12 protein-coding genes are annotated in these 13898 nt (G+C 42.3%); 6 read left to right on the forward strand and 6 right to left on the reverse strand.

Features of this window, described 5'->3' with window-relative positions; genetic code table 11:
* The 3 genes from nusB to hisF form a co-directional block, all read right to left on the reverse strand.
* Complete coding sequence (gene nusB / locus AAEY87_RS11560; protein ID WP_350657294.1) at positions 1-1098, reverse strand: transcription antitermination factor NusB; 1098 nt, start codon at positions 1096-1098, stop codon at positions 1-3.
* A 263-nt stretch (positions 1099-1361) separates the two neighbouring features.
* Positions 1362-1883 carry a 6,7-dimethyl-8-ribityllumazine synthase gene (ribH, locus tag AAEY87_RS11565; RefSeq protein ID WP_350657295.1) on the reverse strand — a complete coding sequence of 174 codons (522 nt, stop codon included), beginning with the start codon at positions 1881-1883 and terminating at the stop codon, positions 1362-1364.
* 204 nt (positions 1884-2087) lie between these two features.
* The gene (gene hisF, locus AAEY87_RS11570) at positions 2088-2870 is read right to left on the reverse strand and encodes an imidazole glycerol phosphate synthase subunit HisF (protein WP_350657296.1); all 783 of its coding nucleotides are present in this window, start codon (positions 2868-2870) and stop codon (positions 2088-2090) included.
* A gap of 190 nt (positions 2871-3060) precedes the next feature.
* On the opposite strand from hisF, the gene AAEY87_RS11575 reads away from it, so the two are divergent.
* Genes AAEY87_RS11575 through AAEY87_RS11590 form a run of 4 tightly spaced genes read left to right on the forward strand, consistent with a single transcriptional unit; the run spans position 3061 to position 7226 of the window.
* Positions 3061-4221, forward strand: a complete 1161-nt coding sequence (locus AAEY87_RS11575; RefSeq protein ID WP_350657297.1) for a homoserine kinase — start codon at positions 3061-3063, stop codon at positions 4219-4221.
* Positions 4222-4269: 48 nt separating this feature from the next.
* Positions 4270-4635, forward strand: a complete 366-nt coding sequence (locus AAEY87_RS11580; RefSeq protein WP_228138873.1) for a hypothetical protein — start codon at positions 4270-4272, stop codon at positions 4633-4635.
* The gene (locus AAEY87_RS11585) at positions 4636-5559 is read left to right on the forward strand and encodes a class II glutamine amidotransferase (RefSeq protein ID WP_350657298.1); all 924 of its coding nucleotides are present in this window, start codon (positions 4636-4638) and stop codon (positions 5557-5559) included.
* A gap of 8 nt (positions 5560-5567) precedes the next feature.
* Complete coding sequence (locus tag AAEY87_RS11590) at positions 5568-7226, forward strand: RNA-binding domain-containing protein (protein WP_350657299.1); 1659 nt, start codon at positions 5568-5570, stop codon at positions 7224-7226.
* 164 nt (positions 7227-7390) lie between these two features.
* Here the strand turns inward: AAEY87_RS11590 and AAEY87_RS11595 are convergent, their stop codons facing one another.
* Together AAEY87_RS11595 and AAEY87_RS11600 are read right to left on the reverse strand one after the other, a co-directional pair.
* Positions 7391-7975, reverse strand: coding sequence for a YchJ family protein (locus tag AAEY87_RS11595; protein WP_502945474.1), 585 nt, complete (start codon positions 7973-7975; stop codon positions 7391-7393).
* Positions 7976-8026: 51 nt separating this feature from the next.
* Positions 8027-8743, reverse strand: a complete 717-nt coding sequence (locus AAEY87_RS11600; RefSeq protein ID WP_350657301.1) for a metal-dependent hydrolase — start codon at positions 8741-8743, stop codon at positions 8027-8029.
* Between the two features lie 114 nt (positions 8744-8857).
* Between AAEY87_RS11600 and AAEY87_RS11605 the strand changes: the two genes are divergently transcribed.
* Complete coding sequence (locus AAEY87_RS11605) at positions 8858-9925, forward strand: DUF3025 domain-containing protein (RefSeq protein WP_350657302.1); 1068 nt, start codon at positions 8858-8860, stop codon at positions 9923-9925.
* A gap of 286 nt (positions 9926-10211) precedes the next feature.
* Entirely contained in the window at positions 10212-13019 is a 2808-nt protein-coding gene (gene acnA, locus AAEY87_RS11610; protein ID WP_350657303.1) for an aconitate hydratase AcnA, read from the forward strand.
* A 154-nt stretch (positions 13020-13173) separates the two neighbouring features.
* Here acnA and AAEY87_RS11615 read toward each other — a convergent pair whose 3' ends face one another.
* Complete coding sequence (locus AAEY87_RS11615; protein ID WP_350657304.1) at positions 13174-13827, reverse strand: LysE family translocator; 654 nt, start codon at positions 13825-13827, stop codon at positions 13174-13176.
* Positions 13828-13898: the final 71 nt, after the last annotated feature.

A 13898-nucleotide genomic window follows, 5' to 3' on the forward strand; every position in this document is an offset into this window, starting at 1 on the left:
TTAATCTTGGCTTTTTGCATCAGTAACGTCTAGCTCAGCGCTATCTAGTACAGTATCTTTTGCATCAACACTAACCATATTAGAATCGCTTAGACCAATATCTGCTGCAGTATTGTCGTTGCTTTCGTTGCTTTCGTTGCTTTCGTTGCTGTCATAATTAGCAACTACGTCTTCTTCTACAGGTTTTTCATTGACGACACTTTCAGTACTAACAGCAGCTTCATTCACGTTATCAATCACAGCTGGTTTAATGCTCTCTTTTTCAACCGTATTTTCAGCCTCGTCTTTTTTACTCGCCTTAAAGTCACTAATGTTTGCACTGGCTTTACTAACACTAGTGCGTTTGATAGTGGCATTATTAGCACTGATACGTGGTTTGTTTGAAGCGGTTGGTTTTTCTTCAATGCCATGTGTACTGGCATTATTATCTGTATTCGTATCAGTTTTTACTGCAGGTTTAGCAGCCGTTTTTTGTGAGGTGCGTAGATTGGTTTTGATATCTGCTTGCACCTCAACGTCGCGTAGCTCAACTGCCATTTTATCTAGTACGGCATTAATCAATTTATGGGCATCAGTCGCACCAAAGTGATTATTGAGCTTCATTGCTTCATCAAGCACTACTTTATAAGGAATCTCTAGGCGATTCTGTAGCTCATAAGCACCGATGAGTAAGATGGCGTGCTCAACGGTATCGAGCTTATCGATTTCACGATCAAGTTGCTGACTAATTAGCGCATCTAGCGCTTCAATCTGCTCTGGAATATCACGCATCATTTCATGATAATAGCCAATATGTACCGTATGCATAGCATTGGTTGCGCGCGTACGTGCAGCGATATCATGCGGCGCATTGGCCTTCCAGCCAAGCTTACCATCTATATCGAAGCGACGATCAGTAACGAGCCATTCGTATAGACCTTGCATAGCAAAGCGCCGCGCCTTACGGACAGCGGTGTGACTGGTCTTATAAGAAGACTCACTCATATCGAAGTTTTGATCACCCGCACTGCTGCTCGCTATACTGGTAGCTTCAGCCTTTTCAGCATCGGTTTGTGCGGTTTTCGCAGCGCTAATAGCGCGCTTGAGTTGGTCAGTCATAGGGGGTCTGTACCTAAATTTTTGAGATGATACCTATCCAAAAAATAAATGAGCATTATTAAATTTGCTACTTTATTTTTTGAAAATAGTATAGAAATACGGCGAAAATTCAAAAAATAGCCAATTTTTAGCAGGCTAATACTATTTAGGTGCTGCTATCATTAAGTAACAGCACCAATCAAACAATGGGATTAAGCAACGCTAATCATTTAATCATATCTTTAAAAACGGTCACTTTTTAATAAAGTCTGAGTTAATAAAGCTTAAGCGTCATCACTATCATCGTCAATATCTAACTGTGATAGAACCGCAATCATCTCTAGCACAACCATCGCCGCTTCAGAGCCTTTATTACCAGCTTTCGTGCCAGAGCGTTCAATAGCTTGCTCAATGCTATCCGTCGTCAATACGCCATTGGCAACTGGAATATTATAATCAATAGCAACACTGCTTAAGCCTTTTGCAGATTCACTAGCCACAAAGTCAAAATGCGGCGTGCTGCCACGAATAATCGCGCCTAAAGCAATGATAGCGTCAAAGCGATCTGACTCAGCAGCGCGCTGGGCAACCAATGGTAATTCAAATGCACCAGGTACACGGATAACGGTAATATTGCTACCCAATACGCCATGACGGAGTAGTGCATCAATTGCACCATCAACTAATGACTCCACGACGAATCCATTAAAACGACCAACGACGATACCAATACGGGCATCTCCATTTTGGTGTAGGTTGCCATCGATATGGGTCACGTCATTGCGTTGCTGTTGTAAATTCGACATAAAAAATCCTTTGCTTAATAAAGTTTAATTAAAATATAGGAGTAAGTTAGTAGCTAAATATAATTATTGGTTCAAATAGCTTGGTCGACTATATGTTCGACTATCTAGTTAATTATTAAATGAACTAGTAGTTAAATGAACGAAAATAAGTGGTTAGCGCTATGATAACATTTTTTGCAGATGCATTGATATTTTACAAACGTATTACAGGCGCATCTGTATACCTTGTGCTGCCATGTATTCTTTGGCTTCTTGAACCGTATACTCACCAAAGTGAAAAATACTGGCGGCGAGTACCGCATCTACGCCGCCTTGTAATATACCTTCTGCTAAATGTTGTAAATTACCGACACCGCCTGAGGCGATAACGGGTACATTAACTCGGCTAGTAATCTGTTGCATCAAGGCTAAATCATAACCTTTTTTGGTACCGTCACCGTCCATTGACGTGACTAGTAGTTCGCCAGCACCCAGCTCAGCCATTTTGCTCGCCCAAGCAACCGCATCAATACCGGTTGGCTTGCGACCACCATGGGTAAAGATTTCCCAACGCGGCATGATGATGCCATCAACTTCAATGTCAGCGACGCGTTTGGCATCGATCGCCACGACGATACATTGATTGCCAAACTTCTGCGATGCCTCACCGACGAATTCAGGCGTAAACACTGCTGCTGAATTAATCGCGACTTTATCCGCGCCAGCATTGAGCAAGTTACGAATATCAGCGATTTTACGCACACCGCCACCGACGGTTAATGGCACAAATACCGTTTCTGCCATACGCTCAACGGTATGATAAGTAGTATCGCGCTCATCGTTAGTAGCCGTAATGTCCAAAAAGGTAATCTCATCAGCGCCTTGTTCGTTGTAGCGTTTTGCTACTTCAACTGGGTCGCCTGCGTCTTTAATATCGACAAACTGCACGCCTTTGACCACGCGTCCATTATCAACGTCCAAACAAGGAATGATACGCTTTGCTAACATAGGGTCTTTCACCTTATAATCAATTCATTCTGTAAGCGCTAGTCTAGCAAAATCACTGCCATATCAGGCAGGTTTTCGCAAGATTATTACGCTTTTCATGATAGTTTGCTCGTGCGCGGTACAATTACTGTCATTACCGTCCAAATTCGTCCTATTTAACTTTTTATTTAATTGCCAAAAGTGAGATGTCATGTCCGTCTATACCCAGTTAACCAATGATCAGTTTGCCGCCTTTTGCCAAAGTTTTGGCGTATCTTTCGTGCGTGCCATTCCGATTACCCAAGGTATCAAAAACTCTAACTGGTTTATTCAGACAACTGATGATGTAGATGGCGCGCACTCTTACGTATTTACTTTATTTGAAGAGCGTCCACCAGAAGACATCGAAAAAATGGCGGTCATTTTAAATCAATTAGATGGTAAATTACCGGTCGCTGCGCCGTTATCATTGGTTGATAGCGAAGAAAAATGCTATGTCATTCAGTATGATAATAAAGCGATTACCTTGGTGCCTTGTCTGGCTGGCGCGCATCCAGAGCAAACCACGCAAGCCATGTGTCATGAGATTGGTGGCGCTTTGGCGATGCTGCATGAGACCCTGCAAGCGCTGCAACCTGCGCAAGAATACGGCGTACCTTTATATCCATGGAGCGATGTACGCGATCGTGAAATGCAGTTTATGCCCGGTGACGAAGCCAAGCTAATGAGCGATATTTGGCAGTCATATAGCACATTACCGCTTGCCAGCTTGCCAAAAGGACTATGTCATTTAGATATGTTTGCGGACAATACACTATGGAATCTACAGAAGGGTGAAGAGCGTCTGACTGGTCTGTTAGACTTTACCGAAGTCAGCGTCGAGCACTATGTGATGGATATCGCTATTACTATCAATGACTTTTGTACTACTTGGGGCGATGCAGAGCAAGGCGAGCGAGTTCACTTTGACCGTGAAAAGATGACTTCTTTTTTACAAGGCTACGAGTCAAAACGTCCGCTTAATAACGATGAAAAACGCGCCTTACCTGTTATGCTGGCAAAAGCGGCTGTTATTTTTTGGCTATTACGTCTCAACGTCATTCACTACAATCGCACCGAAGGGCGGACTGGCGATAACATCATGGTCAAAAATCCTGACCTAATGAAACGTCTTGCCGCTTATCATTGGTCGCATGTAGAAAAAGCGCAAAACATCGTTTTTGTGCTGTTAAATACTAGTTTAAATGCCAGTAAAGACAATCAAATAGCTGGCATTTTTAGCAATATTAAGCAAGCTGAGCAAGCACGTGAAAATCTAAAGTCTAACAGCGAGTTTGAAATCAAAGAATACAAGTTAGATGCATTAGCATAAGCCATTTTTGTTCAATTATTCATGTACCAAAACCTCAAAGGTGATCTCATGACCAATCAAGTCGACAACTGGCACAAACTAGCGCGCTACGATACCAATATGCAAGGTGAGCTGCACGCCAACCTGCTACGTAATAACGGCATTACCGTGTCCTTGCAGCCGCTAAGCGCTATCCCGGGTATGAACTCTGGTATCGTTCTTTGGGTGCAAGATGAGGATTTGGCGCAAGCACAGGATATCTTAAGTAATATTGATACAGATACTAGTGGTGAAGTGCTGCTAGACAATATGAGCGACACAGACCTTGGTATCATATCAGATACTCAGGTTGATCAAGACTCTCAAGGCACTCAAAATAGTCAAGACAATCCAGATAGCTTAGACAATCAAACTGATAACGGCGGTAACTTATAAATGTGTCAGCTTTTAGGAATGAACTGTAATACTCCAACCGATATCGGTTTTAGCTTTGCAGGGTTTCGTCGTCGCGGCGGCATGACAGACAGTCATGAGGATGGCTTTGGTATTGCATTCTTTGAGCGTAGTGACTGTTTTAATAACGACAACTTTAATGGTGATGGTGCGGCCAATGCTTCAACCGGACTGCGCTTGTTCCATGACAATCGCCCAAGCCACTTATCGCCAGTTGCAGACTTGGTTAATAATTATCCAATCAAAGCCATGAACGTCATCGCTCATATTCGTAAAGCTACCCAAGGACAGAATTGCCTAGCGAATACGCATCCATTCGTCCGTGAAGTCTGGGGTGAACAGTGGGTATTTGCTCATAACGGACAGATGAATAGCGAGTTTATTAAACGCTGTCAGCGTCTGCAAGATAATGGTAATGCTTCACATTGCCAGCCAGTCGGCTCAACCGATTCTGAAATGGCATTTTGTTATTTGGTCAATCGTCTTAAAAGCAGCTTTAAAACCCGCCCTGATGACCAAACGCTGTTTAACTTTTTGACCACCCAATGTCGTTATTTATCTGCTAACGGTCTGTTTAATTGCCTTATATCAAACGGTCGATGGCAAATGGCTTATGCCGGCAGCTTATTGTTTTATCTTACGCGTAAAGCACCGTTTGGTGAGGCAAAATTGGCAGATGATGATTTGGCGATTAATTTTGGTGATGTGACCACAGACACTGACAAAGTGACGATTCTAGTGACTGTGCCATTGACTGAAAATGAAAAATGGCAACAGTTAGCGGTCAATGAATGTCTGATATTCCAAGATGGTGACGTCATTTATAAAGACAGCCCAAGTCAGCGTAAGTTTTTGACGATTGATGAAGGGATTGCGATTGCACGGTCGGTTGGGGCGAGTGTTTAGGGGTTGATATGAACTATGATGAGCTTTTAGAGTTACTCGATACTCTTATTGAATGTTGGGAAAATGAAGTTGTCGAATTTAAGCGCGGTAAAAAAGAGTTCTCTTTATCTGATATCGGGAAGTATTTCTCAGCTATATCTAACGAAGCCAATTTGCGAGGGCAAAGTTTTGGCTGGCTAGTATTTGGTATTGATGATAAGACCCGACAAGTCATTGGCACAGACTACAAAGCTAAGAGTTCTGAACGTATCCAAGCAGTGAGTCAGCAGATTTCTCAAGATACGCAACCAACAATCACATTTAGAAATATTTTTGAATTGCAGCATCCTAAAGGGGGTGTTGTTATGTTTCAAATTCCAGCAGCACCTAAAGGTTCGCCAATATCTTACAACGGGCATTACTACGCTAGAGCTGGTGAAAGCTTAGTAGCACTAGGATTGGATAAGTTAAATGAGATTAATCAACAAGAAAAATGGATAGATTGGTCAGCACAAATAGTATCAGAAGCGACTATAAATGACCTAGATCCCGATGCATTAAATAAAGCAAAGCAAGGTTTTGCTAGAAAAATGGGTCAAAGGCTTGAAAATGAAACAGTGCTTGAGCTAGACGATTTAGATTTTCTAAACAAAGCTAGATTAACTGAAAATGGCAAAATTACTAGATCTACACTTTTACTTCTTGGAAAACCAGAGTCAGCTAGATTTCTTTCACCGCACCCTGCGGCTATGGTATGGAGCTTAGAAGCGGAAGAAAGAGCTTACGAACACTTCTATCCACCTTTTTTATTAACATCAACACAGCTATACCAGAAGATACGTAACTTCCAAATACGAATTTTACCTGATGATGAGCTCATTCCTGTTGAAATCGATAAATATAATCAACGTGTCGTTTTAGAAGCTTTGCATAACTGTATAGCCCATCAGGACTATACTAAAAACTCTAGAATTATCGTGTCTGAAAAAATAGATCGTTTAATCTTTGAAAGTGAAGGAAGCTTTTTCGAAGGTAAACCTGTAGATTATGTAACAGAAGAGAGAAGACCAAAAAAGTATCGTAATTATAAGCTTGCGCAAGCTATGGTTCAACTGAATATGATTGACACAATGGGTTATGGAATCCATGAAATGTACGAGAAACAGGCGAAGCGCTATCTACCGTTACCTGATTACGATTTGACAATGCCTCAGGCTGTTAAGTTAATTATATACGGTGATGTTGTAGATCCTGCATATAGCAAGTTATTAATTAAAAATACAGATTTATCAATAATGGAAATTATAGCTTTAGATAGAGTTCAAAAAGGTCAGAATATTTCTAAGAGTATGGCTAGGGAGTTACAACGGAAGAACCTTATAGAAGGACGAAGACCCAATTACTATGTATCATCATCAGTGGCAGAAGCCACTAATAAAAAAGCTAAATACATACGTAATAGAATTCAAGATGATACTTTCTATATGCAACTTATTTTGGACTATATAGACAAATACGAATGTGCTACAAGGCCTGATATCGACAGTTTGCTAATACCAACACTTAGTGAAGTTCTCGATGAAAAACAGAAAATCACTAAAATAGGTCATTTATTAACTAAGCTTAGAAAAACAGAAAAGATAGAAAATGTTGGAGTGGGTCGGTACTCTAAGTGGGTTATGAAATGAGGGAAGCATTTTAATTGAGAGAGGTTTGAGAGAGAAAAAGCCTAAATGAGAGAGAGAAAGAGCGATAATTTTTTCAAAGCGTTGATGTATATAGCTTTTATAAAATGAATGATTATAAGTGAACTAGTAATTTGAGAGAGAAACACCAAAAATTGAGAGAGAAACTAACCCAAATAAACTCCACAACACCGTTTAAACTTCTCACCTGAACCACAAATGCATGGCTGCTTTTGGCTGACAGTCATTGCGACCGTAGGATCTAAAAAGTACCAGCGTGCATCATTATTTGCTTTGTCTTTTACCTTTACAAAGGCAGACAGTTCGTGATGCGCTTGTATCATTTCTTCTACACTATCAGCCGCATTATTTGTTGTATGGAAGTAAGCCTTAAATTCAACCTGTGCATGGCGTTTACCGAGTTTTGGCGTGTGTGCTACGATTTCTAAACCTGCCCAATCTGTCTCTTTTGCCCAAGACTCAATCGCCTTGATATCTAACAAGTTTTGCTGCGCGGGTAGCGTGGTCTTGACGATATATTCTGGCTTGACCAATACAAAGGCACTATAACGCGTGCGCATTAATCGCTCAGCCGTGTCCGCTTTTATACCGTCTGCATTATCATTTTCTTCATTAGCTTCTTTATTACATATGCCATCGTAATAAGGCTGACAGCAATCCTTATAAGGTAGGGGCGTGCTGATGTCATCTGATGACGGATTAATTTGGCAAGGGCAGGTCTGTGCGGAAATTGACATTATTTACTCAAGTTGTTATTTACATTTTTAGCGGTTCTATGAATTTTAATTCAGCCAGTTTTCTAGCATTTCTGGCAAGATGCCAACTTTTAGCTGTGCCCAAGGTGCTGGGTCACGTAGCTGCTGCCAAAATGCATCAAACGGTGGTGCAAAATATACCAAGAGCGCAAGGATGACGTACAGTAGCAGATACCACCATTTATCTTTATGCTGATAAAATTTCATCGCCGTGCCCGATGAGCGCTTCATTTTCATATTTGATAAATTAACGCTATATAACTCATCCAAAGCCAAATGTACCATCGCACCGCCGAATAAAAACAAGCCGTAAAACCAGCTAACCGTTAACGGTAAGTTTAAAATATCGTAGCTGACATAGGTCATTCCAAGCCCCAGTATCGCCATATAAGGCACGGAGTGGATGACACCGCGATGTACAGTCATATTAGTAAAAATATAGAACACCACGTAGCGCATAAAACCATAGCCCGCTAGCCATAATGCTATCAACGCCAGCAAACTCAGCTCACTGCGCCAATGCATCACCAGTCCAAAGGCAAAGATAAAGGAGGTGATATTGAACCCAAGCTTAATCGGTGTCGAGTTATCAGAATCCAAATCAGGTAGCAGCCCACCAATGGTGCCAAGCGCCACGCACATCAAAAACCCTGAGTCATCAATCAGTCCCGCTTTGTAAACTGTCAAACTGAGCGTACCACTGACCATGAATGCAACATTTAAGTGGGTGTTAAAATTTGCCATAAAAACTCATCAATAAATAGCGCGCGAAACGTTCATTTCGAGCGGCTCGTCTAGCCGTAAAAAAGCGCTCCATGATACCATAGACATGCCAATCGTCTAATAGAGATAGTGAACATGACCGCCACTGATTTACCTGTCAAACCTTATTCCGCTTCTTCTTCTGATGCGCCTGTTGATGCAACTCTTGATGCGTCCATCAATAATCCGTCTGTATGCGACAGCAGGCTCGATGACAGCTTTGCAGAAATCAACTGGCAAGCACCATGGCTATGTCATTTGAACCAGTTGAACTACATCAGTAAAACTATCACTCAGCTAAGTAATTTGAGTGTTGAGCACTCTGATGCTAAAGCTTCTGAAACTGAATTCTTCAATAAAAATACAATCGAAAATACGCCTGATACTATCGCAAAAGTGTTAAATACAGCGTTGCAGAAACAGGCTGATGGCTTACAACAGCCACTGCCGCAAACCAAACCTGCGCATAACAATGAGGCCCAAACTCTAAAATTTGTCTCGCAAAATGCATTACCGGAGGGCGAGGCTTACGAGAGTTTTATCGCCACGACTGGCAGTATTCCGACGCGTGACAACTTGCATGATTTATTTAACGGCAGTATTTGGCTAACTTTTCCAAAGACTAAAGCCTTGCTCAATTATTATCATATGCTTGAAATCGAGCAGCAAGGTATTAGCGCTAGTCGAGGGCGCATCCGCGATACCATTACGGTATTTGATGAAAATGGCGCAGTGTTAGTCACGTCTGACCTTAGTATTGGCAAGGCGCTCATTGATTTTGATTGGCTGGGCAGTCTGGTAAGTACGCGTTCGAAGTGGGATGACCCAAAACAAATTAATAGTCATTCTCAGGCGGCGGTCTATATTTTTGGTCATGCCTTGCTCGAGCAGTTAATACAACCACGCAAACCTTTATGTGCCCATAGTATCGTGATAAATGTAACGCCAGATTTCTTTGCCTTATCATTATCTGAGCGTATGCAATATTTGGATAATAAAGTTGCCGAACATATGGATAACTTATTATCACAAGATGGGGTTACACCACGTCAACTTGCACCCTTGCCTATTTTGGGCGTACCACACTTTTGGCCAGAGAATACAGATTCTAGCTTTTACGAGGATTCTTTCGTGTTTCGTAGCGGTCGTCGCCGTAAAAATTGAAATACGATGGCATACCTTGCCAATAAACCGCTAAGCTACTGTTGCGGTTACGATTGTGCCACGATTTGATAACGTCTAGGCGGTTAACAAAGCGTCGTATATTTGTTATGGTAAAAGGAAGCTATTGTTAACCCTAAAGATATGCTTATATCTTTAGCTCATTCAGACTGTTTCATAAAATTATAATTTTTGATAAAACAATAAATAAACTATCTAGCCACCAGTCATAAGCATAAATTTATAATAGTTTATGCTCAGGATCTATAACAACGATAAGGAAGCTACCATGAGTGATATCTTTAATGTAAAAGACACCATTTCGGTCGATGGCAAGGAGCACGCCTACTACAGCTTGCCAGAGCTGACCAAAACTTATGAAAATATTAGCAAGCTACCATTTTGTATGAAGGTAGTACTAGAAAACCTATTACGTAACGAAGATGGCGGGCAGTCTGTCGGCAAAAACCATATCGAAGCGGTTGCCAACTGGGATGCAGCAGCAGAGGCCTCAAAAGAAATCGCCTTTATGCCAGCGCGTGTGGTGCTGCAGGATTTCACTGGTGTACCATCGGTCGTCGATTTAGCAGCGATGCGTGATGCGGTGGTCAAGCTTGGCGGTAAAGCTGAGCAAATCAATCCGTTCATTCCTAGTGAGCTCGTCGTTGACCACTCGGTGCAAGTCGATGTGTATGGTCGCGAAGACTCGCTTGATTTGAACGAAAAAATTGAATTTAAGCGTAACAATGAGCGTTATGAGTTCTTGCATTGGGGACGTAATGCTTTTGAAAACTTCGTTGTTGTACCACCAGCAACGGGTATCGTGCATCAGGTTAACTTAGAGTATCTAGCGCGTGTCGTGATGGCTGCTGATGTCGACGGTGAACTGACGGCTTATCCTGATACGGTATTTGGTACTGACAGTCACACCACCATGATTAATGGTATTGGTGTCCTTGGTTGGGGTGTTGGCGGTATTGAAGCGGAAGCGGCGATGCTTGGTCAACCATCATCGATGCTGATTCCACAAGTCGTTGGTTTTGAGCTGACGGGCAAACTCACTGAAGGCGTTACGGCAACTGACTTAGTATTACGTGTGGTTGAGATGTTGCGTAAGCATGGAGTAGTTGGCAAGTTCGTTGAATTCTACGGTGAAGGCTTACACCAAATGCCACTTGCTGACCGAGCAACTATTGCCAATATGTCTCCAGAATATGGTGCGACTTGTGGTATTTTCCCAATTGACCAAATGGCGATTGATTATTTACGTCTATCAGGTCGTGACGAAGCACAAATTGAATTGGTTGAAAAATACGCCAAGGCGCAAGGCATGTGGCATGATGCCGATACTAAAGCGGCGACTTATTCAAGCAACTTGCAGTTAGATCTCAGTACTGTCCAACCTGCACTAGCTGGTCCTAACTTACCGCAGCAGCGTATCAATCTATCTGATATGCACGAAAAATTTGGCGAGACCTTAAAAGAGATGACTAAGGGTCGTAAAGTCGATGTCGAAGCCAAGGTGCGTTTTGACGAAGAAGGCGGTAAGCAAGAGCAGGCTAAAAAGTTAGCAGCCAAACCGAATCCGTTCTGCGCGGATGGTAGCACCTCTTGTACTATCAGAATCGAAGATAAAGAGTATAAGTTACGTGATGGTTCTGTCGTGATTGCGGCCATTACCTCTTGTACCAACACTTCAAACCCTGCCGTTATGATTGGCGCAGGCTTAGTCGCTAAAAAAGCAGCGGCTAAAGGGCTGACCGCTAAACCATGGGTTAAAACTTCTCTTGCACCAGGCTCAAAAGTTGTGACCGATTATCTTGAAAAGTCTCAGCTAATGGATGAACTTGAGAAAGTAGGTTTCTATCTGGTCGGTTATGGTTGTACTACTTGTATCGGTAACTCAGGTCCACTGTTAGATGCGATTGAAGAGGCTATCGAAGAAAGTGATTTGGTAGCCGCAGCCGTACTATCAGGTAACCGTAACTTTGAGGGTCGTATCCACTCACATGTGAAAGCGAGCTACTTGGCTTCACCGCCACTGGTTGTTGCTTATGCACTAGCAGGTACGGTCGATATTGACTTGACCACGCATCCACTAGGTCAAGACCTAGAGGGTAATGATGTCTTCTTAAAAGATATCTGGCCGACCTCGGAAGAGATCAACGAGCTGATTGCCAATAATATCGATGCTGAAATGTTCCGCAAAAACTACGGTGAAGTATTTGACGGTAGTGCAGCATGGAATGCTATTAGCTCAGCAGATAGCCAGCTGTATCCATGGAGTGAAGAATCTACTTACATTAAGAACCCACCGTTCTTTGATGATATGACCATGGAGCCAGAAGGTATCCTAGATATCGAAGGTGCGCGTATCCTAGGTTTATTCGGTGATTCAATCACTACTGACCATATCTCACCAGCCGGTAACATCGATGCCGACTCACCAGCAGGTAAGTACTTGCAAGAGCGCGGTGTAATGGAAGCTGACTTTAACAGCTATGGCTCGCGCCGTGGTAATGACGCGGTCATGACTCGTGGTACCTTTGCCAACATCCGTATCAAAAACTCAATGATGGATGGTAAAGAGGGTGGTTATACTTATTACTTCAAAGACGACAAAGCTACGCTACAAGACGGCAAAGAAATGGCTATCTATGATGCAGCCATGAAGTATAAAGAAGATAAGCGTCCGCTAGTAGTACTTGGCGGTGCAGAGTATGGTTCTGGCTCTAGCCGTGACTGGGCAGCTAAAGGTACGATTTTGCTTGGCGTAAAAGCGGTACTGACGACTTCGTTCGAGCGTATTCACCGTTCAAACTTAGTGGGTATGGGCGTGTTGCCATTGACCTTTAAAGATGGTGAGAATGCTAACACTTACAACCTTGATGGTTCAGAAGTCATTAGTATCACAGGGCTTGACAATGGCGAGAGCAAAACCGCCAAAGTCACTGCTACTCGTGCCGATGGTTCAGAAGAAGTGTTTGAAGTGAATGTCGGTCTGCAGACGCCAAAAGAGCGCGAATACGTGCGTCATGGCGGTGTATTGCACTATGTCCTACGCCAGCTCGCTACTGACAGCAAAGACGCTGCGTAATGGTTGATTAGAGTTAGTATCAGAAAAAGCCCAATCGTTATGATTGGGCTTTTTTTTGATAATTTTTTAGGGCTGTTATTTTTAAAATAAGACGCATGGTCTGTAGGGTGAGTTAGCAAAGCGTCACCCAATTTAATGACTTAAATTCTTTTACTCAACCCTTATCAGTCAAAAGCTTAATACCCAAACCAATAAACACCACGCCACTTATTTTATTCAAAATGGATTCAGTTGTTGGGTTTTCTCTCAGGCTTTTACTAAACTGTGAAGCCAATAATGCCAGACACGTGCACCATATTAGACCGGTTACAGCAAAAGTAAGTCCTAAAATTAAAAATGACAACATGCCATGAGCGTAATTAGAGTCGACGAAATGGGGAAAGAACGCTAAGAAGAACAAGGCCACTTTTGGATTGAAAACATTGGTTAATATGCCTTGTTTATATATTTGCCCATAATCTAGAGATTTGGAGTTTGCGAGTGTTTTATCTTCGTTTAATTCGTTTGCTACTGAAGCTTCAGGTTTACTGGTTATCATCTTAAAGCCTAGATAGCACAGGTAGATTGCACCTACATATTTGACTATCGTAAATGCGATTGGGGATTGAGCCAATAATAATGACAATCCTAGCGCTGCAAACAAAGTATGCACTAAAATACCAGAAGTAATACCCAACACAGAATAAAAGCCAGCCTGTCTTCCTTGTGAGACACTACGCGTGATGATGTACATGCTATCCGTGCCTGGAGTAAGGTTCAGTAAGATAGCCGCTAAGATAAACCCGAGATAGTTCTCAATACCAAACATCGCCAACCTGCCTTTTAAATATCATAAAAAAAGCGAGTATCAGCAGAACAAAATGCTCTGCTGATCCCCGC

Source organism: Psychrobacter sp. S1-30-MNA-CIBAN-0213 (assembly GCF_040309845.1).
In the GTDB taxonomy this organism is placed as follows: Bacteria; Pseudomonadota; Gammaproteobacteria; order Pseudomonadales; family Moraxellaceae; genus Psychrobacter.

What these genes read in the sequence shown, in the direction of transcription:
- ribH (WP_350657295.1), bottom strand. Translation starts at nt 1,883, where the DNA reads ATGTCGAATTTACAACAGCAACGCAATGACGTGACCCATATCGATGGC.
- AAEY87_RS11585 (WP_350657298.1), top strand. Translation starts at nt 4,636, where the DNA reads ATGTGTCAGCTTTTAGGAATGAACTGTAATACTCCAACCGATATCGGT.
- hisF (WP_350657296.1), bottom strand. Translation starts at nt 2,870, where the DNA reads ATGTTAGCAAAGCGTATCATTCCTTGTTTGGACGTTGATAATGGACGC.
- AAEY87_RS11600 (WP_350657301.1), bottom strand. Translation starts at nt 8,743, where the DNA reads ATGGCAAATTTTAACACCCACTTAAATGTTGCATTCATGGTCAGTGGT.
- AAEY87_RS11590 (WP_350657299.1), top strand. Translation starts at nt 5,568, where the DNA reads ATGAACTATGATGAGCTTTTAGAGTTACTCGATACTCTTATTGAATGT.
- acnA (WP_350657303.1), top strand. Translation starts at nt 10,212, where the DNA reads ATGAGTGATATCTTTAATGTAAAAGACACCATTTCGGTCGATGGCAAG.
- AAEY87_RS11615 (WP_350657304.1), bottom strand. Translation starts at nt 13,827, where the DNA reads ATGTTTGGTATTGAGAACTATCTCGGGTTTATCTTAGCGGCTATCTTA.
- AAEY87_RS11580 (WP_228138873.1), top strand. Translation starts at nt 4,270, where the DNA reads ATGACCAATCAAGTCGACAACTGGCACAAACTAGCGCGCTACGATACC.
- AAEY87_RS11605 (WP_350657302.1), top strand. Translation starts at nt 8,858, where the DNA reads ATGACCGCCACTGATTTACCTGTCAAACCTTATTCCGCTTCTTCTTCT.
- AAEY87_RS11575 (WP_350657297.1), top strand. Translation starts at nt 3,061, where the DNA reads ATGTCCGTCTATACCCAGTTAACCAATGATCAGTTTGCCGCCTTTTGC.
- nusB (WP_350657294.1), bottom strand. Translation starts at nt 1,098, where the DNA reads ATGACTGACCAACTCAAGCGCGCTATTAGCGCTGCGAAAACCGCACAA.